Origin of the sequence: Pseudomonas sp. 44 R 15, from assembly GCF_900004965.1 — a bacterium.
Classification (GTDB): Bacteria; Pseudomonadota; Gammaproteobacteria; order Pseudomonadales; family Pseudomonadaceae; genus Aquipseudomonas; species Aquipseudomonas orientalis_A.
Window position 1 is genome coordinate 27,689 of the sequence record NZ_CVTU01000064.1, and the last position, 22,674, is coordinate 50,362.

19 protein-coding genes and 1 other RNA gene are annotated in these 22,674 nt (G+C 62.4%); 4 read left to right on the forward strand and 16 right to left on the reverse strand.

What is annotated here, in order from left to right; all coding sequences use genetic code 11:
• Positions 1–2: 2 nt before the first annotated feature.
• The 14 genes from BFP93_RS07385 to rsmI form a co-directional block, all read right to left on the reverse strand.
• Positions 3–959 carry a D-alanine--D-alanine ligase gene (locus BFP93_RS07385; protein ID WP_065885828.1) on the reverse strand — a complete coding sequence of 319 codons (957 nt, stop codon included), beginning with the start codon at positions 957–959 and terminating at the stop codon, positions 3–5.
• Positions 956–2,401 (reverse strand): UDP-N-acetylmuramate--L-alanine ligase, encoded by a 1,446-nt coding sequence (gene murC / locus BFP93_RS07390; RefSeq protein WP_065892615.1) that lies wholly within the window; start codon positions 2,399–2,401, stop codon positions 956–958. The genes BFP93_RS07385 and murC overlap by 4 nt, the downstream gene beginning before the upstream one ends.
• On the reverse strand, positions 2,394–3,464 hold the full coding sequence (gene murG / locus BFP93_RS07395) for an undecaprenyldiphospho-muramoylpentapeptide beta-N-acetylglucosaminyltransferase (protein ID WP_065892616.1): 1,071 nt from the start codon (positions 3,462–3,464) through the stop codon (positions 2,394–2,396). The genes murC and murG overlap by 8 nt, the downstream gene beginning before the upstream one ends.
• Positions 3,454–4,677 carry a putative lipid II flippase FtsW gene (gene ftsW, locus BFP93_RS07400; protein ID WP_065885825.1) on the reverse strand — a complete coding sequence of 408 codons (1,224 nt, stop codon included), beginning with the start codon at positions 4,675–4,677 and terminating at the stop codon, positions 3,454–3,456. Before ftsW ends, murG begins: the two co-directional genes overlap by 11 nt.
• Positions 4,674–6,020 (reverse strand): UDP-N-acetylmuramoyl-L-alanine--D-glutamate ligase, encoded by a 1,347-nt coding sequence (gene murD, locus BFP93_RS07405; protein WP_065892617.1) that lies wholly within the window; start codon positions 6,018–6,020, stop codon positions 4,674–4,676. The genes ftsW and murD overlap by 4 nt, the downstream gene beginning before the upstream one ends.
• A gap of 6 nt (positions 6,021–6,026) precedes the next feature.
• The gene (gene mraY / locus BFP93_RS07410) at positions 6,027–7,109 is read right to left on the reverse strand and encodes a phospho-N-acetylmuramoyl-pentapeptide-transferase (RefSeq protein ID WP_057724619.1); all 1,083 of its coding nucleotides are present in this window, start codon (positions 7,107–7,109) and stop codon (positions 6,027–6,029) included.
• On the reverse strand, positions 7,109–8,479 hold the full coding sequence (murF, locus tag BFP93_RS07415) for a UDP-N-acetylmuramoyl-tripeptide--D-alanyl-D-alanine ligase (RefSeq protein ID WP_065892618.1): 1,371 nt from the start codon (positions 8,477–8,479) through the stop codon (positions 7,109–7,111). The genes mraY and murF overlap by 1 nt, the downstream gene beginning before the upstream one ends.
• Positions 8,472–9,935, reverse strand: coding sequence for a UDP-N-acetylmuramoyl-L-alanyl-D-glutamate--2,6-diaminopimelate ligase (locus tag BFP93_RS07420; RefSeq protein WP_065892619.1), 1,464 nt, complete (start codon positions 9,933–9,935; stop codon positions 8,472–8,474). The genes murF and BFP93_RS07420 overlap by 8 nt, the downstream gene beginning before the upstream one ends.
• Positions 9,935–11,677, reverse strand: a complete 1,743-nt coding sequence (locus BFP93_RS07425) for a peptidoglycan D,D-transpeptidase FtsI family protein (protein ID WP_163001703.1) — start codon at positions 11,675–11,677, stop codon at positions 9,935–9,937. Before BFP93_RS07425 ends, BFP93_RS07420 begins: the two co-directional genes overlap by 1 nt.
• Entirely contained in the window at positions 11,677–11,970 is a 294-nt protein-coding gene (ftsL, locus tag BFP93_RS07430) for a cell division protein FtsL (protein ID WP_057724615.1), read from the reverse strand. Before ftsL ends, BFP93_RS07425 begins: the two co-directional genes overlap by 1 nt.
• Entirely contained in the window at positions 11,967–12,914 is a 948-nt protein-coding gene (gene rsmH / locus BFP93_RS07435; RefSeq protein ID WP_065892620.1) for a 16S rRNA (cytosine(1402)-N(4))-methyltransferase RsmH, read from the reverse strand. Before rsmH ends, ftsL begins: the two co-directional genes overlap by 4 nt.
• Positions 12,911–13,366: a division/cell wall cluster transcriptional repressor MraZ gene (mraZ, locus tag BFP93_RS07440; protein WP_004371993.1), complete on the reverse strand. Its 456-nt coding sequence runs from the start codon at positions 13,364–13,366 to the stop codon at positions 12,911–12,913. Before mraZ ends, rsmH begins: the two co-directional genes overlap by 4 nt.
• A 354-nt stretch (positions 13,367–13,720) precedes the next feature.
• An RNA gene (gene rnpB / locus BFP93_RS07445) (RNase P RNA component class A) lies at positions 13,721–14,074 on the reverse strand.
• 96 nt (positions 14,075–14,170) lie between these two features.
• Positions 14,171–15,076, reverse strand: coding sequence for a 16S rRNA (cytidine(1402)-2'-O)-methyltransferase (gene rsmI, locus BFP93_RS07450; protein ID WP_163001701.1), 906 nt, complete (start codon positions 15,074–15,076; stop codon positions 14,171–14,173).
• Between the two features lie 176 nt (positions 15,077–15,252).
• Here rsmI and BFP93_RS07455 point away from each other — a divergent pair, with 176 nt between their 5' ends.
• From BFP93_RS07455 to BFP93_RS07470, 4 genes are all read left to right on the forward strand, one after another.
• Entirely contained in the window at positions 15,253–17,064 is a 1,812-nt protein-coding gene (locus tag BFP93_RS07455; protein ID WP_065892621.1) for a penicillin-binding protein activator, read from the forward strand.
• Positions 17,064–17,435, forward strand: coding sequence for a YraN family protein (locus BFP93_RS07460; RefSeq protein ID WP_065892622.1), 372 nt, complete (start codon positions 17,064–17,066; stop codon positions 17,433–17,435). The genes BFP93_RS07455 and BFP93_RS07460 overlap by 1 nt, the downstream gene beginning before the upstream one ends.
• 92 nt (positions 17,436–17,527) lie before the next feature.
• A complete protein-coding gene (locus BFP93_RS07465) occupies positions 17,528–18,121 on the forward strand; it encodes a phosphoheptose isomerase (protein ID WP_003216190.1) in 594 nt (197 codons plus the stop codon).
• Complete coding sequence (locus tag BFP93_RS07470) at positions 18,118–18,699, forward strand: BON domain-containing protein (RefSeq protein ID WP_065885819.1); 582 nt, start codon at positions 18,118–18,120, stop codon at positions 18,697–18,699. Before BFP93_RS07465 ends, BFP93_RS07470 begins: the two co-directional genes overlap by 4 nt.
• Before the next feature lie 122 nt (positions 18,700–18,821).
• Here the strand turns inward: BFP93_RS07470 and BFP93_RS07475 are convergent, their stop codons facing one another.
• Both BFP93_RS07475 and BFP93_RS07480 read right to left on the reverse strand, forming a co-directional pair.
• The gene (locus BFP93_RS07475) at positions 18,822–19,595 is read right to left on the reverse strand and encodes an OmpA family protein (protein WP_065885818.1); all 774 of its coding nucleotides are present in this window, start codon (positions 19,593–19,595) and stop codon (positions 18,822–18,824) included.
• 202 nt (positions 19,596–19,797) lie between these two features.
• Positions 19,798–22,527 carry a LuxR C-terminal-related transcriptional regulator gene (locus BFP93_RS07480; RefSeq protein ID WP_065892623.1) on the reverse strand — a complete coding sequence of 910 codons (2,730 nt, stop codon included), beginning with the start codon at positions 22,525–22,527 and terminating at the stop codon, positions 19,798–19,800.
• Between the last annotated feature and the right edge of the window lie 147 nt (positions 22,528–22,674).

Sequence of the window (22,674 nt, forward strand, 5' to 3'; positions counted from 1 at the left end):
TCTTAGCCTCTTGGCTCGATGCTGGCGGCCAGGATCGCCAGCACCAACTGCTGGAAATCCAGGCCGGCGGCACGGGCGGCCATGGGGACCAGGCTGTGGTCGGTCATGCCCGGCGCGGTGTTGACTTCCAGGAACCAGAAATTGCCCTGGTCATCCTGCATCACGTCTGCCCGCGCCCAGCCGGCGATACCCAGCGCCTCACAGGCTTTCGCCGTGAGGTCCATCAAGTGTTGTTCCTTGGTTGCGTCAAGACCGCAGGGAATCCGGTACTGGGTATCGGAAGCCACGTACTTGGCGTCGTAATCGTAAAAAGTGTGGGGCGTGCCCAATGCGATGGGCGGCAATACCTGGCCACGCAGGGTGGCGATGGTGTACTCGGGACCCTGGATCCACTGTTCCACCATCACTTGCGAATCGTAGGTGCTTGCCGCTTTCCATGCGTCGATCAATTCGGCGGCCGAGTTCACTTTGGCCATGCCGATACTGGAGCCTTCATGGGCTGGTTTGACGATCAAAGGCAGGCCCAGTTCCTTGGCCGCAGAAATACAATCGTCTTCGCTGCACAGCACGGCATGACGCGGGGTTGGAATCCCCAGGCTGTGCCACACCTGCTTGGTGCGCAACTTGTCCATCGCCAGCGCCGACGCCAAAATGCCGCTGCCGGTATAGGGAATGCCGGCGCACTCGAGCAGGCCCTGCATGCTGCCGTCTTCACCGCCACGGCCATGCAGAATGATGAAGGCGCGGTCGATCTTTTCGGCCTGCAGGCGGGCGAGGAAGTCATCGCCCACGTCGATGCCGAACGCGTTCACGCCGGCGCTTTGCAGGGCTTGCAGCACGGCATTGCCGGACTTGAGCGACACTTCGCGCTCGGCGCTCTTGCCGCCGAACAGCACGGCGACGCGGCCGAAGTCGGCAGGCGCGACCGTGGAGAACAGGGAGGCGTAATCAGTGATCATTTCGACGTCCCCTTCTGGGCGGCAAACAGCGGGCTGGCCAACAATTTAGGCGCAAGACCACCGATATCACCGGCACCCTGGCACAGCAGGATATCGCCGGCGCGCAGCAGCGGCTTGACGATCGGCGCCAGGTCCACACCACGCTCGATGTAGATCGGGTCCAACTGCCCGCGCTGACGGATGCTGTTGCACAGCTTGCGGCTGTCGGCGCCCGGGATCGGTTCTTCACCGGCCGGGTAGACTTCCATCAGCAGCAGCACGTTGGCATCGGCCAATACATTGACGAAGTCGTCGTACAGGTCGCGGGTGCGGCTGTAGCGGTGCGGCTGGTAGACCATCACCAGTCGGCGCTCCGGCCAGCCACCGCGCACGGCCTTGATCACGGCGGCGACTTCGGTCGGGTGGTGACCGTAATCGTCCACCAGCATCACGTCACCGCCTTCGACCGGCAGTTGGCCGTAGACCTGGAAGCGCCGCCCGACACCGGCAAAGCGCGACAGGCCTTCGACAATGGCTTCATCGCTGACGCCCTCGTCGGTGGCAATGCAGATGGTCGCCAGGGAGTTCAGTACGTTGTGGTTGCCCGGCATATTCACCGAGACATCCAGCGGCTCGCGGTCGGGGCGCAGCACGGTGAAGAAGGTCTGCATGCCTTGCTGGCGTACATTGATCGCACGCACGTCGGCATCTTCGCTGAAGCCGTAGGTCACGGTCGGGCGCTTGACCTGCGGCAGGATTTCGCGCACCACCGGATCGTCCAGGCACACCACCGCCAACCCGTAGAACGGCAGGTTGTGCAGGAAGTCGACGAAGGTTTTCTTCAACTTATTGAAGTCACCGTCGTAGGTCGCCATGTGGTCTTCGTCGATGTTGGTGACGACGGCGACCAGCGGTTGCAGGTGCAGGAAGCTCGCGTCACTTTCATCGGCTTCGGCGATCAGGTAGCGGCTGGTGCCGAGCTGGGCATTGGTGCCGGCTGCATTCAGGCGGCCACCGATGACGAAGGTCGGGTCCAGGCCACCGGCGGCGAACACCGAGGCGATCAGGCTGGTGGTGGTGGTCTTGCCGTGAGTACCGGCGACGGCGATGCCGTGGCGGTAGCGCATCAGCTCGGCGAGCATCTCGGCGCGCGGCACCACGGGGATACGACGCTCGAGGGCGGTGGCCACTTCCGGGTTGGAGGTATTCACAGCGCTGGATACCACCAGCACGTCGGCCTCGGCGGCGTTCTCGGCACGGTGGCCGATAAAAATCTGCGCGCCAAAGGACTTCAGGCGCTCGGTGACCGGCGACTCTTTCAAATCGGAGCCGGACACCTGATAGCCCAGGTTCAGCAATACTTCGGCAATGCCGCACATGCCCACGCCGCCGATACCGACGAAGTGGATGCGACGGATGCGGCGCATTTCCGGTTGCGGCATGGCTTTCTGATTCTCAACCATGGGCCACCTCCAGGCAGATATCGACCACGGTGCGGGTTGCGTCAGGTTTGGCCAGGCGGCTTGCGGTGCTCGCCATGCTGTTGAGTCGTTCCGGTTGCATCAAAACCTCGGTCAGGCGTGCGGCCAAATCGGCGGCGCCAGTCGTTCTTTGCGGCAGCAGGAAGGCAGCGCCCTCCCCGGCCAAATATTCGGCGTTGCGGGTCTGGTGATCGTCGATTGCATGGGGCAGAGGCACCAGCAATGACGGCAGACCGGCGGCAGCCAGTTCACTGACGGTCAGCGCACCAGCGCGACAGACCACCAGGTCGGCCCAGCCATAGGCTTGGGCCATGTCTTTGATGAAGGGCTGTACGTTCGCCTCGACACCGGCTTCGCGATAGCGCGTGGCGGTGACTTCATCGTGGTTTTTGCCGGCCTGATGGAAGATTTCCGGACGCAGTGCTTCGGGCAGTTGCGCAACGGCTTCAGGCAGCAATTTGTTCAGCGGCTCGGCGCCCAGGCTTCCGCCCAGGATCAGCAGGTGTGCCTTGCGTCCGGCCAGCGCTTCACGTGCGATGGCCATGAACAGCTCGGTACGCACCGGGTTGCCGGTGGTGCGAAGCTTGTCCGAAGCCGCGAACGTTTTCGGGAAGGCTTCACACACCCGCGCGGCCAACGGCACCAACAGACGGTTGGCGGTACCGGCGACGGCGTTCTGTTCATGGACAATCACCGGTACGCCGGCGAGTTTCGCCGCCACGCCACCGGGGCCGGTCACATAACCGCCAAAGCCGAGCACACACACCGGCTTCAGTTCGCGGATGATCTTGCGCGCTTGCATGACCGCCTTGAGCAACACGAACGGCGCCTTGAGCAGGGACAATTTGCCCTTGCCACGCAGGCCGGTGACGTTGATCAGGTGCAGCGGCAAACCGGCGTTCGGCACCAGCTCGTTCTCGATGCCGCGCGGCGTGCCCAGCCAGTGCACGCTGTAGCCACGGCTCTGGAATTCGCGCGCGCAGGCCAGGGCCGGGAACACATGGCCCCCGGTGCCGCCGGCCATGATCAGCACGTTAGCGCCCATGGGTCGGCTCCTCGGCGAAGTCGCTTTCGCTGAACTCCATCTCTTCGCTGCCCAGGTGCGTACGACTTTCCCACTCGATGCGCAGCAACAAACCCAGGCAAGCGCAGCAAATCACCAACGAACTGCCGCCGTAACTGAGGAACGGCAGGGTCAGGCCCTTGGTCGGCAGCAAGCCGACGTTCACGCCGATATTGATCAGGAACTGGCCGATCCACAGGAACGACAAGCCATACGCCACATAGGCGGCGAAATACTGTTTGGCTTTCTCGGCCCACAAGCCGATGTACATGCCGCGCACGCAGACAAATACGAACAGCGCGACGGTGCACAGCGAGCCGACCACGCCCAGTTCCTCGGCGAGTACCGAGAACACGAAGTCGGTGTGCGCTTCCGGCAGGTAGAACTGCTTCTGCACGCTGTTGCCCAGGCCCACGCCCAGCCACTCGCCGCGCCCAAACGCGATCAACGCCTGGGTCAGCTGGTAGCCGGAACCGAACTGGTCGGACCACGGGTCGGTAAAGGTAATCAGGCGCGCCATCCGGTAGGGTTGCGCCTGTACCAGGATCGTCACGGCCGCAACGGCCAGCACCACCATCAAGGTGAAGCGGAACAGACCGACACCGCCGAGGAACAGCATCGCGGCGGCAGCCCCCATCATCACCACGGTGGCACCGAAGTCGGGTTCCATCAGCAGCAGGCCGGCCATGGGCAGCAGCACGATGAACGGCTTGAAGAAGCCCATCCAGCTTTCGCGCACTTCTTTCTGACGGCGTACCAGGTAGCCGGCCAGGTAAATCACCACGAACACCTTGGCGATTTCCGACGGCTGTACGTTGAATGCACCGAAGCCGATCCAGCGCATCGAACCGTTCACTTCGCGGCCGATGCCGGGCAGGATCACCATGACCAGCAAACCGAACGCGCCGATCAGCATCAGCCAACCCAGGCGCTGCCAGGTGGCGATCGGAATCATCATGGTGACGATGCACGCGCCGAGGCCGATCACCAGGTACACCAGGTGGCGGATCATCATGTACAGGGTGTTGCCCGACTGCACGGCGGCCACTTCGGAAGATGCCGAGGTGATCATCACCAGGCCCAGGCCGAGCAGCGCCAGGCAACCGGCGAGCATTGGGAAATCCAGGTCGATGCCGCGCCCGGTAATGATCGGCGACGGGTACGGCTTGATGATGTTCTTCAGGTTGAGGCTCATGCCAAAGCCTCCACGGCGCGGGCGAACAGCTGGCCGCGCTCTTCATAGTTCTTGAACATGTCGAAACTGGCGCAGGCCGGCGACAGCAGTACCGCATCACCCGGCTGGGCCAGGGCCTTGCACCGGGCAATGGCGTCATCCAGGGAAGTGGCGCGCACCTGCGGCACGGCGTCACCCAGGGCGGCGGCGATCAGGTCCGAATCGCGGCCCATCAGCACCACGGCGCGGCAATGCGCAGCCACCGGGTCTTTAAGGTCCTTGAAGTCGGCACCCTTGCCGTCGCCGCCGGCGATCAGCACCACCTTGCCGTCGATATCGGCACCCAGGCCTTCGATGGCCGCCAGGGCGGCGCCGACATTGGTGGCTTTGGAATCGTTGTAATAGCTGACGCCATCGAGGTCGCGCACCCACTGGCAGCGATGCTCGAGGCCCGCGAACGTGCGCAGGGCGGCGAGCATGGCGTCGAACGGCAAGCCAACCGCATGGCCGAGCGCCAGGGCTGCCAGGGCATTGGATTGGTTATGGGCGCCACGGATTTTCAGTTCGCGCACCGGCATCAGGTTCTGGAATTCGAAGGCCAGGTATTTCTCGCCGTTCTCTTCGCGAATGCCGAATGCCTTGAAGTCGGGTTTGCCCAGGCCGAAGGTCCAGCACGGCATGCCCTCGCCGATCAGTGGACGGCTCAGGGCATCCTGGCGGTTGACAACAAACTGCCTGGCACCCCGGAAGATCCGGTGCTTGGCCAGGTGATAAGCCGGCAGGCCGCTGTAGCGGTCCATGTGGTCTTCGCTGACGTTCAACACGGTGGCCACTTCGGCACCCAGCTCGTGAGTGGTTTCCAGCTGGAAACTCGACAGCTCCATCACGTACAGCTCGACGTCGTCGCTGAGCAGGTCCAGCGCAGGCATCCCCAGGTTGCCGCCCACCGCCACGCGCTTGCCGGCCGCAGCCGCCATCTCGCCGACCAGGGTGGTCACGGTGCTTTTTGCGTTGGAACCGCTGATGGCCACGATCGGCGCCTTGGCGTTGCGCGCAAACAGGTCGATATCGCCGGACAGCTTTACGCCCCGCGCCGCAGCCGCTTGCAGGGCCGGTGTAGCCAGCGCCAGGCCGGGGCTCACGTAGAGCTCATCGGCGCGGCACAGAAACTCGACATCCAGTTCGCCACAGCGCACTTCCACGTGCGGGTAGTCACGGCGCAGCGTGACCAGCTCCGGTGGATTTTCCCGCGTATCGGCCACGGCGAACGACGTGCCCCGGTTCGCCAGGAAGCGAACCAGGGACATGCCGCTCTTGCCGAGGCCGACAACGATGCGGAAGTGGTCTGAAGCGATCAGGGACACTCGTTTCTACCTCAGTTTCAGGGTGGCAAGGCCGACCAGTACCAGAATCACGGTGATGATCCAGAAACGGACGATCACGCGTGGCTCGGGCCAGCCCTTGAGTTCAAAGTGGTGGTGAATCGGCGCCATGCGAAATACGCGGCGCCCGGTCAGTTTGAAGGAGGCCACCTGGATGACCACCGACAGGGTTTCCATCACGAACACACCGCCCATGATGAACAGCACGATTTCCTGGCGCACGATCACCGCGATGGTGCCCAGTGCCGCGCCCAGCGCCAGTGCGCCGACGTCGCCCATGAACACTTGCGCCGGGTAGGTGTTGAACCACAGGAACCCCAGGCCGGCACCGATCAGCGCGCCGCAGAACACGATCAACTCGCCCGCGCCCGGCACATAGGGAATCAGCAAGTATTCAGCGAATTTCACGTTACCCGACAGGTAGCAGAAGATGCCGAGCGCGCCGCCCACCATCACCGTCGGCATGATCGCCAGGCCGTCGAGGCCGTCGGTCAGGTTCACCGCGTTGCTGGAGCCGACAATCACGAAATAGGTCAGCACCACAAAGCCGATGCCCAGTGGAATGCTGGCGTCCTTGAGCATCGGGATGATCAGGGTGGTTTCCACAGCGCTAGGCGCGGTGGTGTAGAGGAAGATCGCCGCCGCCAGGCCGAATACCGATTGCCAGAAATACTTCCAGCGGCTTGGCAGGCCCTTGGAGTTTTTCTCGATCACTTTGCGGTAGTCATCCACCCAGCCGATGGCGCCGAACAGCAGGGTCACCAGCAGCACCACCCACACATAGCGGTTATGCAGGTCCGCCCAGAGCAGGGTGCTGACGCCGATGGACGACAGGATCAACGCACCGCCCATGGTCGGGGTGCCGGACTTGGACAGGTGCGACTGCGGGCCGTCATTGCGAACCGATTGACCAATTTGCAGGTTCTGCAGGGTGCGGATCATCCACGGCCCCAGGAACAGCGACAAACACAGCGCGGTCAGCACACCCAGGATCCCGCGCAGGGTCAGGTACTGAAAGACCGCGAAGCCTTTGTGGAACTGTTGCAGATACTCAGCCAGCAGCAGCAGCATTAATGTTTCTCCGTACTTGAGCCACACAAGGCTGCGACGACGTTTTCCATCACCGCGCTGCGCGATCCCTTGATCAAAATGGTTGTGTGTTTGTCGTGCTCGGCCGCAGTCAACGCCTGGATCAATTCGGCCTGGGTCGCGAAATGGCGCGCGCCGGGGCCGAAGGCGTCTACCGCGTGAGCCATGTTCGGGCCAACCGCGTAGAGCGCGTCGACTTTACCGGCGGCATAGGCGCCGACTTCGCGGTGGCCTTGCTCGGCCCAGTCGCCCAGTTCGCCGATATCGCCCAGTACCAGCACTTTGCGCCCATCGAAGCCGTTGAGCAGGTCCACGGCGGCATTGATGGAAGACGGGTTGGCGTTGTAGGTGTCATCGATCACGCGCATGCCGTTACTGGCCAATTGCGCCACGGTGCGCCCCTTGACCGGCTGCACCGCGCCCAGGCCTGTGGCGATGCCGAACAGCGACACGCCCAGGGCGTAAGCGGCAGCGGCGGCGGCCAGGGCGTTGGCGACGTTATGGTTGCCCAGCAGGTTCAGTTGCACGTGCTCATTGCCTTGTGGCGTGTGCAAGGTGAAGGACGGGCAACCCCGTGCATCGACGGTAATGTTGGAGGCGTGGAAATCGGCCGCGGCGTTCAGCACGGCGAACGTCAGCACCCTGCGACCGGCGGCACGTGCACGCCAGGTCTCAAAAGCCTTGTCATCCAGATTCAGTACAGCAGTGCCCGAAGCGTCGAGGCCTTCAAGGATTTCACCCTTGGCTTCGACGATTTTTTCCGGGCCACCGAACTCACCGACGTGGGCGGTGCCGGCGTTATTGATAATGGCGACGTGAGGCTGGGTCAGCGCCACGGTGTAGGCAATCTCGCCGATGCGTGAAGCGCCCAGCTCGATCACCGCCGCCGTGTGTTCCGGGGCCAGTTCGAGCAGGGTCAGCGGTGCGCCGAAATCATTGTTCAGGTTGCCACGGGTAGCGAGCACCGGCCCGCGCGTGCGCAGTACACCGGCCAACAGCTCTTTGACGGTGGTCTTGCCACTGGAACCGGTGACGGCGGCAACCGGCTTGTCGAAGGCGGCGCGGTTCAGCGCGCCCAGTTGGCCCAGGGCCAGGCGGGTATCGGCAACCAGCAGCTGAGGCAAGGTGGCGTGCGCCACTTCGCGTTGCACCAGGGCACCCACGGCGCCTTTGGCGGCGACTTCGTTAAGGTAGTCGTGGCCATCGAAGCGCGGGCCTGCGAGGGCGACGAACAACTGGCCCGGCTTGATGTTGCGACTGTCGATACTGACGCCGTCGAACGTGCAATCGCTGGACAGCACGCGGGCGGACAACGCCTGGGCCAGTTCGCTGAATGTCATCGCCTTAAGCATGGGCGACCTCCCAGGCAGTCAAGGCGCGATCCGCCTCGACCAGATCGGAAAAGGCATGGCGCTCGCCGTTGATTTCCTGGTAATCCTCATGCCCCTTGCCGGCCAGCACGACCACGTCATCCGCGCTGGCGCTGGCGATCAATTGCGCGATGGCGGTGCCGCGACCGGCCACGAAGGTGACGTTGGCGGTGTCTTTGAAGCCTTGGCGGATATCGTCGAAAATCCGCCCCGGTTCTTCGCTGCGCGGGTTGTCGTCGGTCACCAGCACGCCGTCAGCCAGGCGCTCGACAATCTCGGCCATTAACGGACGCTTGCCGCGATCGCGGTCGCCGCCGCAGCCGAACAGGCACAACAGCTTGCCCTTGGCATGGGGGCGCAGCGCCAGCAGGACTTTTTCCAGGGCGTCAGGGGTGTGAGCGTAGTCGACCACCACCAGCGGTTGTGTGCCGCCACCCAGGCGCTGCATGCGACCGGCCGGGCCTTCCAGCTTCGGCAACACCTTGAGGATTTCGTCGAGGGCGTAATCCAGGCCGAGCAGCGCGCCGATAGCGGCGAGCACGTTGCTCAGGTTGAAGCGACCGAGCAAGGTGCTGCGCAAATGGTGTTCGCCCTGAGGCGTAACCAACGTAGCGCGCACGCCTTCGTCATTGAATTGGGCCTCACGGCAATACAGGTAGGCGCTGGAATCTTCCAGGCTGTAGCTGATCAGGCGCGCTTCGCTGTCTTGGGCAGCCAGCTGGCGGCCAAACGCGTCGTCGAGGTTGACCACCCGGCATTTCAGATCATTCCAGGCGAACAGCTTGGCCTTGGCGGCGGCGTACGCCTCCATGGTGCCGTGGTAGTCCAGATGATCCCGGGACAGGTTGGTCATCACGGCCACATCAAACGCCAACGCCGTCACGCGGCCCTGGTCCAGGCCATGGGACGAGACTTCCATGGCAACCGCCCTGGCACCGGCCTTTTTCAGGTCGGCCAGGGTCGCCTGCACGGCAATCGGGTTCGGCGTGGTGTGCAGGCCGCTTTGCAACGCGCCATAAAAGCCGGTGCCCAGGGTACCGACGATGCCGCAATGCTGGCCCAGCAGGTCAAGCGCCTGGGCGACCAACTGAGTGACGCTGGTCTTGCCGTTGGTGCCGGTTACGCCCACCAGGTTGAGGTGGCGGCTCGGCTCGCCATAGAAGCGCCCGGCGATGTCGGACAGCTGGGCGGCCAGGTTCTTCACCGGAATCAACGGCACATCGGTGATTGGCAGCACAGTGGCGCCATCCACTTCATAGGCCACGGCGGCAGCGCCACGCTGCAGGGCATCGGCGATGTGCGCACGGCCATCGAATTTGCCACCAGGCACCGCCAGGAACAAGTCACCGGCGCGTACCGTGCGGCTGTCCAGGCTCAACTCGCGGATCAACAGATCGCGGCCGGCGTGGGCAAAAATCTTGTTCAGGCTAAGAGACATCAGCCGCGCCCTCCATTGGCTTTTACAGCGGCTACCGGCGGTGCGGCGTTCGCTTGCTGGGTCGGCGGCAGATTGTCCGGCGTGATGTTCATCAGGCGCAGGGTGCCGGACATGACTTTGCTGAACACCGGCGCCGAGACCAGGCCACCGAAGTAACCGGCCTTGCTCGGCTCATCGATCACCACGACGATGGCGTAGCGTGGGTCGCTCATCGGGCCGAAACCGGCGAACAGCGAGCGATAGGAATTTTCCGCATAGCCCTTGGTGCCGACCGAGGTTTTACGTGCAGTACCGGACTTGCCGGCCACGTGATAAGCCGGCACCTGGGCGCGGAATACACCACGCGGCGCCTCGATCACTTGTTGCAGCATGCCTTGCATGGTCTTGGCGACTTTTTCCGGGATCACCTGGGTGGCTTTCGGCGCTTCGTCGACATGGATCAGGCTCAGCGGAACCATGCGGCCGTTATTGGCCAATACAGAGAAAGCATGGGCCAGCTGGATCGCGGTCACCGACAGGCCGTAGCCGTAGGACAGCGTGGCGGTCTCGGCTTTTTTCCAGTCGCGGTAGTTCGGCAGGTTGCCTACGCGCTCACCGGGGAAGTCGAGCCCGGTGGGCTGACCCAGGCCGATTTTTTGCGCCAGGTGGTAGATGGTCTCGCCGCCGATATCAAAGGCGACCTTGCTCATGCCCACGTTACTGGAGTTGATCAGGATGCCGGTCAGGTCCAGCACCGGGCCCTCGGTACGGGACACGTCACGAATGGTGTATTTGCCCAACTGCAACGTACCTGGATACACCTCGACCTTGTCGCTGGGCTTCCAGCGTCCGGTTTCCAGGGCGGCGCTCATGGAGATGGCTTTCATGGTCGAACCCGGCTCGAACACGTCGATCATGGCGCGGTTGCGCATCATCGCCGGTTGCAGGTTGCGACGGTTGTTCGGGTTGTACGTCGGCTGGTTGACCATGGCGAGGATCTCGCCGGTCTTCACGTCCATGATCACCAGGCTGCCGGCTTTTGCGCCGTTCTCGATGATCGCGTTACGCAGCTCACGGTTGGCCAGGTACTGCAGGCGCAAGTCAATCGACAACGCCAAGGGCTTGCCGGCCTTGGCGTTCTTGGTGACCTGTACATCCTTGATCAGTCTGCCGCGCCGGTCCTTGATGACCTGGCGCTTGCCCGGAACCCCGGCCAGCCATTCGTCGTAGGCCAACTCGACCCCTTCGCGGCCATGGTCATCGATATCGGTAAAACCGACCATGTGCGCAGTGGTTTCCCCGGCCGGGTAGAAACGACGAAATTCCTCGATGCCATAGACACCGGGAATTTTAAGGTCGAGCACTTGCTGACCCTGCTCAGGGGTGAGCCCGCGAACCAGGTAGATGAATTCTTTATTGGCCTGGGCTTCCAGGCGCTCGGTCAGGGCTTTGCGATCCTGCCCCAGGGCAGCGGCGAGTTCGGGCCACTTGTCCTTGGCCACCTGCAATTCCTTGGCGTTGGCCCACAGGGTGGTCACCGGCGTACTCACGGCCAGGGGCTCGCCGTTACGGTCGGTGATAAGGCCGCGGTGCGCGGGAATCGGAATATGTCGCAGGCTGCGGGCGTCGCCCTGGCCGATCAGGAAGTCACGGTCGACCACCTGCAGGTCGAAGATCCGCCAGACGATCGCGCCTACCATCAACGCCAGCAAGCCGAGCATCAGACGGAAGCGCCATGGGTAGAGTGCGCCCTCGAGCTTCATCATGGCGCCACCATGCGAACGTCGGCAGCGCCCGGAATGTGCATTTTCAGCTGTTCGGTGGCCAGCACTTCGATACGGCTATGGGCCGTCCAGGTACTTTGCTCCAGGATCAGCCGACCCCATTCCGCCTGCGCCTTGTCGCGCACGCTCAATTCCCCATAGAGGGTATTGAGCAACTGACGGTTCCAATGCGCGCTGTAGGACACCGCAATCGCGGACACCAGCACGCCGACAAACAGCAGCAACATAAAGAAGCTGCCGCCCGGCAGGGGTTTGGCGAAAAGCTTGCTCACCGCAACTTCTCCGCGACGCGCATGACGGCGCTACGGGAACGTGGGTTGGCCTTGAGTTCGGCTTCAGAGGCGAACTGCGCTTTGCCATGGATTTTGATTTTCGGCACAAAGGCTTCGAAACGCACCGGCAGGTTGCGCGGCAGGTTGTCCGATTCGCCCTTGACCAGACGCCGCATGAACAGTTTGACGATGCGGTCTTCCAGGGAATGGAAACTGATCACCACCAGGCGACCGCCCACTTCCAGCGCCTCGAGGGCAGCCTCGAGGCCGGCCTCCAGATCGCCCAATTCGTTGTTGACGTGAATGCGCAAGCCCTGGAACGCACGGGTCGCCGGGTTCTTGCCCTTCTCCCAGGCCGGATTGGCGACTTTCAGCACTTCGGCCAGGTCGGCGGTGCGTTCGAACGGCTGGATCTCGCGGCGCTCGACCACGGCGCGGGCCATGCGGCCGGCGAAGCGTTCTTCACCGTATTCCTTGAACACCCGGGCGATTTCTTCGACTGGCGCGGTGGCGATGAACTGCGCGGCGCTGACGCCACGCGTCGGGTCCATGCGCATGTCGAGGGGGCCGTCGTTCATGAAGCTGAAGCCGCGCTCCGGGTCATCGAGCTGCGGCGAAGACACGCCCAGGTCGAGCAGAACCCCGGCCACCTTGCCCGCCATGCCGCGCTCGGCGACTTCGGCGCCAAGCTCGGCAAAGCTGCGCTGCACAACGACAAAGCGGCCGTCTTCGGCCGCTAGCGCTTGCCCGGTGGCAATCGCTTGAGGGTCTTTGTCGAACCCGAGGAGTTTACCGTTGGGCCCGAGCTGGCTGAGTATCAACCGACTGTGCCCGCCCCTGCCGAAGGTGCCATCCAGATAGCAGCCATCCGCGCGTACGGCGAGAGCCTCAACGGCTTCGTCAAGCAGTACGGTGATGTGGTTAAAGCCGCTATCAATAGTCACAGGATCAAATCACGCAGTTCATCAGGCATGGCGCCCGGTTGTTGAATAGCAGCCAGGTCAGCTGCAGAAACAGCATCCCAGGCATCTTCGTCCCACAATTGGAACTTGTTCAATTGGCCTACCAGCATCGCGCGCTTGTCGAGCCTGGCGTATTCGCGCAACCGCGGAGGCACCAGGAAACGACCGCTGCCATCGAGTTCAAGGTCGACGGCATTACCGATCAGCAAACGCTGCAGGCGGCGGTTTTCTTCACGCAATGAAGGCAGCGCGCGCAACTTGGTTTCGATCAACTCCCACTCATCGAGGGGGTAAACACATAAACAAGGGTCAACAGCGTCAATCGTGATGATTAACTGCCCTGAACTTCGCGAAATGAGCTCGTCACGATACCGGCTCGGCATAGCGAGACGGCCTTTTGCATCGAGACTGATAGCGTTAGCTCCGCGAAACACAGATGCGTTTCTCCAAATTTTAGCGTTTTACGTTCAAAAAACCCACTTTGTGCCACTTTCCGCCACTTGCGCACACTATAGGAATGCGCCCACCACACCGTCAAGGCGCGGATAGAAGGAAAAGCCTTACAGAACGGAGATTTACGAGCGTAAAGAGAGGAGAAACCCGACTTCAGCGTTGTTTTTGACTCAACAAGCGCAGCCAACTCAAAGAGCTGAGGCTCAAAGTTAAAGTAATTTATTAAGAGTAAGATTTTTTTGGTATTACGAAGACGCATCTGCCAATGATTTGGCAGGGAGGGATTCTTGCGTTACTACCGGTTTCCACCCGAGGTACGGATGGAAGGAAAAAAGGTGGAGAGTCGATCTGTAAGCCGGGTTCTGTCTTGAACAGTCATTCGTCTACGATGGCCATCACTGGACATCTTTAGCAACCTACCCGGTCCCAGCGCGGGCCACGCCTTGGGACCCTATTTGGTCTTGCTCCAAGTGGGGTTTACCTAGCCACGAACTGTTGCCAGTCGTGCGGTGCGCTCTTACCGCACCTTTTCACCCTTACCGGCACCGAAGTGCTTAGGCGGTTATTTTCTGTGGCACTTTCCGTAGGCTCACGCCTCCCAGGCATTACCTGGCACTTCGCCCTATGGAGCCCGGACTTTCCTCCCCCCCCTAATTTTCATAGAAGGCAGCGACTGTCCAATCGACTCTCCGCCGCGCAGGTTAACGGCACGACGGCTTCAGGACAAGTATTAAAAGTGCAGCATTGCCATCACGTTCGGACGAAACACCGGCCCGGCCCCGGAACTATTCGGCTTTCTGTTTATCGAGCGCGGCTTGATACAACACATTCTTGCGCACCCCGGTAATTTCCGCCGCCAGGGCAGCGGCGCGCTTGAGCGGCATTTCCTTTAACAGCAAATCGAGGATGCGCATGGCTTCGCTACCGACTGCGTCCTCACTCTCGGGAGCCGTCCAGCCGGCCACCAGCACGACGCACTCGCCACGCTGCTGATTGCTGTCGCCTTCGACAAACCCGCGCAGCTCTTCCAGGGGCAGGCCCTTGAGGGTCTCGAAGGTCTTGGTCAACTCACGCGCCAGCAGCGCCAGGCGCTCGCCGCCGAACACCAGCTCCATATCCTGCAGGCATTCCAGGATGCGGTGCGGGGCTTCGTAGAAAATCAGGGTGCGCGGCTCTTCCTTCAACGCCTGGAGACGGGCGCGACGCCCTACGGTCTTGGCGGGCAGGAAGCCTTCGAAGATAAAACGGTCCGACGGCAAGCCGGCTGCAGATAATGCAGCAATCAGCGCGCACGCTCCCGGAACAGGCACTACATTGATACCTGCGGCGCGCGCCTGGCGGACCAGATGGTACCCGGGGTCGGAAATCAGCGGCGTGCCCGCATCGGAGATCAGCGCAACATCATCACCCGCCAGCAAACGGGTGATAAAACGGCTGCCCTCCTCGCGCTCGTTGTGTTCATGGCACGCCGCCAGTGGCGTGCTGATACCAAAATGCTGCATCAACCGTTGGGAGTGCCGCGTGTCTTCCGCCGCGATCAATTTGACCTCGCGCAACACCTTCAATGCCCGCGCACTGATGTCGTCCAGGTTGCCAATCGGCGTCGCCACGACAAAAAGCGAGCCTGCAGTGGAATTCAAAGGACCTGGAGCAGTCAAAACGCACACCTCGATGATTGGCAAAAGCCACATTGTAGCGCGTCGACGCGCTGAAAATATGCCGTCACGGCGGATGTCGTTTCAGCCATTGTTAGCAACCGGCAACAATTGCACGACCTAAATCCACGGTTTCACGCCACGAACATCGCGCCTGAGCCAGTGCTTGGGTACACTTCCACGCTAATTTGATCGGTATCAGGAACACTTACATGATCGCTTGCCTGCGGCTGCTCTCCGCCCTCTGCCTCGCTGCCTTGCTGGCCGCTTGCGCCAGCTCGCCCTCGTCGAGTCTTGGCGACCTTCCACGCACCCCGGATGCCAGTATCGAGCAATTGCTTGAACAGGCCACGGCCGCCAGCACGCCGGAAAAGGCCGCATTGCTGCGCCTGAGTGCGGCTGACCTGGCCTACCGGCAGAACAATGCTGGCCGTTCCTCGCAGATCCTGGCCCAGGTGCCCCTGAATGTGCTGAAGCCAGCCGGGCAGATATTTGCCAGCACCCTGGCAGCGGAACTGGCGATGACCCGCAACCAGCCCAAGGCTGCCTTGACGGCGTTGGACCATCCCAGCCTGCAAAGCCTGAAGGAGCTGCCGGCCGATCAGCAGGTCCGCACCGGCACCGTGCATGCCCGCGCCTATGAAGCCGACGGCCAGACCCTGGCTGCGGCGCGCGAGCGTGTCGCCATGGCGCCTCTGCTCAGCGGCGACGCGGCCAACAACAATCACGAAGCGATCTGGGCGCTGATTGCCGCACTGCCGTCCGAGCAGTTGCAAGCGACCGGCAACCCGACGCTGGACGGCTGGATCACCCTGGCCCAGGCGGTCAAGGGCGCCGGCACACTGGAACAACAGCAAACCGCCATCGACACCTGGCGTGCGCGCAACCCGGGCCATCCGGCGGCGGTGCAATTGCCGACGCCGCTGACCAAACTCAAGGAACTGGCCAGCCAGCCGCTCAACAAGATCGCCCTGTTGCTGCCGCAGGAAGGCGCCCTGGCGGCCGTCGGCAAGGCGTTGCGTGAAGGCTTCATGGCCGCGCACTACCAGGCCGAACAGGCCGGGCAGAAACCGCCCGTGATTGAGTTTTACGACAGCTCGCGCCTGACCTCCATCGACGACTTCTACGCCAAGGCCCAGGCCGCCGGCGTGCAACTGGTGGTCGGCCCACTGGAAAAGCCGCTGGTCAAACAGCTCAGTGCTCGCCCGCAACTCCCCATCACCACCCTGGCGCTGAACTACAGCGAAACCGATCAAGGCCCGGCGCAACTGTTCCAGTTCGGCCTGGCCGCTGAAGACGAAGCCCGTGAAGTGTCGCGCCGCGCCCGGGCCGACGGCCTGCACCGCGCCGCCGCCATGGTGCCCCGTGGCGAATGGGGCGAGCGTGTGTACAAAGCGTTCCGTCAGGATTGGGAAGCCAACGGCGGCACCGTCATGGGCGTCGAGTACGTCGATCAGCCGGTGGCTTTGGCCCAGCAGATCGCTGACCTGTTCCAGCTGCGCAAGAGCGAAGGCCGCGCCAAGAGCCTGCAAAGCACCGTCGGTACTGACGTTGCCGCCCAGCCGTCGCGTCGCCAGGACATCGAGTTCATCTTCCTGGCCGTGACCCCGCAACTGGCCCAGCAGATCAAGCCGACCCTGAACTTCCAATACGCCGGTGATGTGCCTGTCTACGCGACTTCCCACGTATTCAGCGCCAGCGGCGACCGCAACCAGTACCTGGACATGACCAACGTGATGTTCTGCGAAACCCCTTGGTTGCTCAACACCACCGACCCGCTGCGCAACCAGGTTGCCGCACAATGGCCGCAAGCCAATGGCAGCCTGGGCCGGCTCTACGCGATGGGCGTCGATGCCTATCGCCTGGCGCCACGCCTGGGCCAGCTCAAGGCGCTGCCGGACACCCGGGTCGACGGTCTCTCCGGTAACCTGGGCATCGGCGCCAACCAGCGCGTTGACCGCCAGATGCCTTGGGCGAAGTTTGTCGGCGGCGAAATCCAACGCCTGCCGGACACCCCGCGCTGATGCCCGAGCGGTCCAGCGCACAAAGCGGCAAGGATGCCGAACACCAGGCATTGAGCTACCTGCAGCAACAGGGTCTGCGTCTTCTGGCGCAGAACTGGTTATGTAAACGCGGTGAGCTTGATCTGGTCATGCTTGACGGCGATACAGTAGTATTCGTCGAAGTCCGCTACAGAAAACACGCACAATGGGGTGGCGCGCTCGCCAGTATCGATGGGCGCAAGCGTCAGAAGCTGATACTCGCCGCGCAGTTTTTCCTGTTAAAAGAGCATCGCTGGGCCAATTCCCCCTGCCGTTTCGATGTGGTTGCCATAGAAAGCACACCGTCGGGCCCTGCTGATCTGAACTGGCTCAAAGATGCCTTCGACAGCTGACTCACCCGGCACCTTCACCACACACTTTTGCTCTTTGCTTTGCGGGCTGCACATTTCCGTGTCAAACAGCCGCGCTAATTAAGGTCACACAGATGGACATGCAATCCCGAATTCGCCAGCTTTTCCAGGCCAGCATCGACACCAAGCAACAGGCGATGGACGTACTTGCACCGCACATCGAGCAAGCCAGTCAGGTCATGGTCAATGCCTTGCTCAACGAAGGCAAAATGCTTTCGTGCGGTAACGGCGGCTCGGCCGGTGACGCCCAGCATTTTTCCTCCGAGCTGCTCAACCGCTTCGAGCGCGAGCGCCCGAGCCTGCCGGCGATCGCCCTGACCACCGACACGTCGACGATCACCTCGATCGCCAACGACTACAGCTACAACGAAATCTTCTCCAAACAGATCCGCGCCCTCGGCCAGCCGGGCGATGTGTTGCTGGCGATTTCCACCAGCGGCAACTCGGCGAACATCATTCAAGCGATCCAGGCCGCACATGATCGCGAAATGATTGTCGTAGCCTTGACCGGGCGCGACGGCGGCGGCATGGCCTCATTGCTGCTGCCTGAGGACGTGGAGATTCGCGTCCCGGCCAATGTCACTGCACGCATTCAAGAAGTCCACCTGCTGGCGATCCACTGCCTGTGCGATCTGATCGACAGCCAACTGTTCGGGAGTGAAGAATGACCGTTAACCGCCTTAGCCTTTTGGCCATCACGCTGTGCCTTGCCATCAGCGGTTGCAGCACGGCAATCACCGCAACACGGGACACCCCCATCCAGGACGACCGGGGCACACGCACATTCGGCAGCACCATCGATGACTCGCTGATCGAAACCAAGGTCAAGGTCAACGTCGCCAAAGCGGCCACGGACCTGGGTAATGGCGCATCGCGCATCGTCGTGACCAGCTTCAACGGCGTCGTGCTGCTGGCCGGCCAGACTCCGCGCGAAGAGCTCAAGGCCCAGGCCGAACAGGCTGCCTCGACGGTGCAGCGGGTCAAGAAGGTGCACAACGAACTGCAGGTCATGGACCCGATCACCCTGCTGGCGATCAGCAACGATGCGTTGCTGACCACCAAGATCAAGGCGCAGATGCTTACCGACAGCGCCGTGCCGGGCTCGCGCATCAAGATCGTCACCGACAACGGCATCGTCTACATGATGGGCCTGCTGACCCAGGCTGAAGCCACTCGCGCGGCCAACCTGGTACAGGGCGTGTCGGGTGTGCAGAAAATCGTGAAGGTGTTCGAATACATCGACTGATGTAACCGTCAGTGCCCAGGTGATCGTTCCCACGCTCTGCGTGGGAACGATCCATGTAACCGTCAGCCATGAAAAAGGGCGCCGTGCATTGACTGCACGGCGCCCTTTTTTGTATCGGTTGTTTACTGGTATTGCGAGTACGGGTTGCCCTGGAACTGGTTGTTCTGCTGCGGCGCCTGTTGCTGGGCGCCCGGCTGGCCGTACTGCTGGCCCGGGATCGGACCAAGGTTCACTTCTACACGACGGTTCTGGGCACGACCATTGACGTCGGCGTTACTGGCAATCGGATTATCCGGGCCGGCACCGCGTGCGCTCAGGTTGGCGGCACTGACGCCTTGGGAAGTCAGGTAGTTGGCCACGCTCTGCGCACGGCGCTGGGACAGGTCCATGTTCAACTGGCGACTGCCGGTGCTGTCGGTGTAGCCAACGATCTGGATGGTGTTCTGGTTGAACTGCTTGAGGGAGTTGGCCAGGTTGTTCAACGGCTGGTAGAAGCTGCTGGCGATAGCGTCGGAGTTGGTGGCGAAGGTGATATTGCCGGGCATGATCAACTTGATCTGGTCACCCTGGCGTTGCACTTCAACGCCGGTATTGGCCATGCTTTCGCGCAGTTTTTTCTCTTGCTGGTCGGCGTAGTAGCCATAGCCTGCAGCGCCGGCGCCCGCGACCACTGCGCCAATCAGCGCGCCCTTGCCACGGTTGTTATGGTCGATGGCCGCACCGGCCAATGCCCCGGCCAGCGCGCCGAGGCCGCCGTACTTGGCGGTCTTGCTCATGCCGCTCTCGGAACCATTGCCGGCCTGTCCCTGGCTGCCATCATAAGGATTAGGTGAAGCGCAGCCGGATAAAAGGGCTACGGCGGTAGCAACAACAAGCAGACGACGCGGAGTGAACATGAAGGAAGCTCCTACTTTTGCATTCGGTGATGCAGAGGACGTGGACAACGGACCTGTGCCGGGTTTAGAACACGACAAACGGTAAAAATTCCGTGAGCGAGGCGCAAACCGGAGCCAGGCCATGGATCATTCAGGTTCGGGAGGTACGTGCTCCCGACAGCGGTGGATCGTTTAATTAAACGATGCACAATGCGCAGCGCCATCAGCCCAACAGTCCCATCGACTTGGCCCGCGCCACCGCCTGGGTACGGCGCTCCACGCCGAGCTTGCTGTTGATATGGCTGGCGTGGGTTTTCACGGTGTGCAGGGAAATGAACAGCTGGTTGCTGATCTCCTGGTTGGAACAGCCCTGGGCGATCAGTTGCAGTACCGCCAGCTCACGTGTGCTCAGGGTTTCATGATGAGGCGCGCTTTCAACACAGGTGACTGCCGGTAGCAACGCCAGCAAGGCCTGGTTCAGCAGAACGTGTGGATGCTTGCCCAACTGCTCGCGCATCCACTGCGGGTATTGCTCCAGCAACCGCTGGAACGGTTGCAGTGCGCCCCCGGTGCCGGCTTCGAGGGCGCGGGCCAGCACCAACCCGGCCCTGGTTTGCTGACCACACGCCAGCAACAAATGCGCCTGCTGGGCCAGGGCGATCAGGGCGATTATCTGGCGACCGCTGTTGAGCGCCTGTTGCGCCACGTCCTCAAGCCGTTGCAGCGCCTTGTCGGGCTGTTGGCGAATGGCATCCAGCGCGGCCTGTTGCAGCTCCACATGTTGCGGCAAGTGCGGGTGAAACTCCGGTGCGGCGGCGGCCTGCTCACCGGTGTAGGTCTGTCCCAGCCGGGCCAGCCAGGCCTCGGCCAGGTCGGTACGGCCCTGGGCCAGCCACAGCTCGCATTTGATCAGGGTGATCATCGCCAGGTAGTAGATCGGCGGCACGTCCCAGATGTGCATCAGGCGTTCAGCCTCGGCCAGTTCGGCAAAGGCCGTGGAAAAATCGCCACGCCGGCCTTCGAAGCTGGCGATCACACAATGTCCGATCAGCACGCTGATATCCCGGCAGGCGCGGGCTTCAGTCAGGCCGGCGCGCAACCGCGCAAGGCCGGCTTCGGGCTGGTAACGCAGCAGCAACAGGAAACCTTCATAGAGCGACAATCGCGCGCGCACGGCATACAGCCGCTGAGCCGCCAGCCCGTGCAGGCGCTGCAGGCCCTGGCGCACTTCGTCCAGGGCACGCAGGACCTCGCCGCGCGCCTGCAGCACCCGGGCGCGGTCGTAATGGGCCAGGGCTTCAAACAGCGGGTTACCGACACGCTGCGCCAATTCCAGGGACTCACGATTCAGGCCACGGGCACGCCAGAGATCGGCATCGACGATCGCCAGGTTGGACAAGGTCGACAGGCACATCAGGCGCTGGCCATAACGCTTGTGCGGCAGGCTTTCCAGGGCCTCGCTGCAATAGCGCTGGGTCAATTCGCGGTCCCCTCGCCCGCGGGCGATGATCCCGCTCAGTGCCAGCCATTGGGCCAGCATGGATTTCTGCGCGGTGGCCGACGGCGCCGGCAGGAAGCGGCTGAGGTAGCTGGATAATTCCTGCGCCGCGTCCAACTGGCACGCCAACCCCAGCGCCCAACTGTAGAGCACGATCAAGCGCGGCGTGCTGATCAACAGGCTGTCGGGCAAGTCCATTTTCCAGCGCAGCAACATGCCGACATTCTGTTCCGCCAGCAGTTGCTCCTCGGACAGGTTCTGCACCAGGTTCGCCGCCACATCCAGGTGACCGGCCCGCAGCGCCTGCTCCACCGCCTCATCAATCAGGCCCTGGGCGTTGAACCAGCGACAGGCCCGCAGGTGCAGACTGGCCAGGGGCAAGGTGGCGCTCTTCTCGCGGCGCGCGCGCAGCAGGTCGGAAAACAAATGGTGATAACGGTACCAGTGGCCCTGTTCATCCAACGGCACCAGAAATACCTGGTGGGCCTGCAGGTAGCGCAGGATTTCCGGGCTGTCATGGGCCTCGCGGATCGCGTCGCACAGCTCGCCGCAGAAACGCTCCTGGGGCGCGGTGTCATACAGAAACGCCTGCACCTGCGCAGGCAGGCAGTCGATGACCTCTTCCAGCAAATAATCGCGAATCAGCCCTTCGCCGCCGTTCAGGCCCTGGGGCAAGGCACCGTCGCTGCCGGCTTCGGAGGCCGCCAGCAGCCAGAAGCGCAGGCCGGCGACCCAGCCCTCACTGCGACGGATCAGGTTCTCCAGAGCCTCACCGCGCAGCGAACTGCTGTGCCGGTGCAGCACGGCCAGGGATTCGTCATGGGTCAGGCGCAGGTCCTGCTCATGCAATTCCAGCAGGTGCCGCGACAGGCGCAGGCGCGCCAGGTGCCAGTCCGGACGCTGGCGGCTGGTAACCAGCATCACCAGGCCATCGGGCAAATGATTGAGGAAAAACTGCAGGCAACGGTCCAGCACCGGCCCCTGGGCCAAATGGTAGTCATCGAGCACCAGCAGCAGCGGCGCGTGGACAGACAAATGCACCGTCAGCTCATCGAGCAGGCCATCGAGCCATTCTTCAAAGGCGAAGGGTTGGTGACGCTGACGCATTTTCAGCAAGCCCAGGGACTGGGCACCCAGTTGCGGGAAATACGCGCGCAAGCCTTCGAGCAGGCGCTCGAGAAAACGGCCAGGGTCGTTGTCCCGCGGGCTCAGGCCCAGCCACAGGTTTTGCCAGTGGGCCGGCAGGCTCTGGCAGAACTCGACCGCCAGGGAACTCTTGCCGAACCCCGCCGGCGCGCTGACCAGCAACAGCCGTCCTTCCAGGCCGGCGCCCAGGCGTTCGCACAGGCGTGGGCGCAGCACGTAACCGTCGGGCAACGGCGGCCTGTAGAAACGGCCTCCCAGGCTTGGAATTACCGCGCCGGCAGGCCCCTGGATTCGGGACAGATCAGTCATCGCCGGGCTCTTGTAGAAGGCTGTTGTCGGCATTGCAGATGTCCGCAGACTAGCGGTAAAAGCGGCGGGATTGTAGATCTTTGCAACAAATGTCTGAAAAAGAACTGCGACAAAAAATATCGCTACAGACACCCCAAACAAAATGTG

Bases quoted from the DNA above. Each gene is read 5' to 3' on its own strand.
- BFP93_RS07385 (WP_065885828.1), bottom strand. From the start codon at position 959: ATGATCACTGATTACGCCTCCCTGTTCTCCACGGTCGCGCCTGCCGAC.
- murC (WP_065892615.1), bottom strand. From the start codon at position 2,401: ATGGTTGAGAATCAGAAAGCCATGCCGCAACCGGAAATGCGCCGCATC.
- murG (WP_065892616.1), bottom strand. From the start codon at position 3,464: ATGGGCGCTAACGTGCTGATCATGGCCGGCGGCACCGGGGGCCATGTG.
- ftsW (WP_065885825.1), bottom strand. From the start codon at position 4,677: ATGAGCCTCAACCTGAAGAACATCATCAAGCCGTACCCGTCGCCGATC.
- mraY (WP_057724619.1), bottom strand. From the start codon at position 7,109: ATGCTGCTGCTGCTGGCTGAGTATCTGCAACAGTTCCACAAAGGCTTC.
- murF (WP_065892618.1), bottom strand. From the start codon at position 8,479: ATGCTTAAGGCGATGACATTCAGCGAACTGGCCCAGGCGTTGTCCGCC.
- BFP93_RS07420 (WP_065892619.1), bottom strand. From the start codon at position 9,935: ATGTCTCTTAGCCTGAACAAGATTTTTGCCCACGCCGGCCGCGATCTG.
- BFP93_RS07425 (WP_163001703.1), bottom strand. From the start codon at position 11,677: ATGAAGCTCGAGGGCGCACTCTACCCATGGCGCTTCCGTCTGATGCTC.
- rsmI (WP_163001701.1), bottom strand. From the start codon at position 15,076: ATGTGGCTTTTGCCAATCATCGAGGTGTGCGTTTTGACTGCTCCAGGT.
- BFP93_RS07455 (WP_065892621.1), top strand. From the start codon at position 15,253: ATGATCGCTTGCCTGCGGCTGCTCTCCGCCCTCTGCCTCGCTGCCTTG.
- BFP93_RS07460 (WP_065892622.1), top strand. From the start codon at position 17,064: ATGCCCGAGCGGTCCAGCGCACAAAGCGGCAAGGATGCCGAACACCAG.
- BFP93_RS07465 (WP_003216190.1), top strand. From the start codon at position 17,528: ATGGACATGCAATCCCGAATTCGCCAGCTTTTCCAGGCCAGCATCGAC.
- BFP93_RS07470 (WP_065885819.1), top strand. From the start codon at position 18,118: ATGACCGTTAACCGCCTTAGCCTTTTGGCCATCACGCTGTGCCTTGCC.
- BFP93_RS07475 (WP_065885818.1), bottom strand. From the start codon at position 19,595: ATGTTCACTCCGCGTCGTCTGCTTGTTGTTGCTACCGCCGTAGCCCTT.
- BFP93_RS07480 (WP_065892623.1), bottom strand. From the start codon at position 22,527: ATGACTGATCTGTCCCGAATCCAGGGGCCTGCCGGCGCGGTAATTCCA.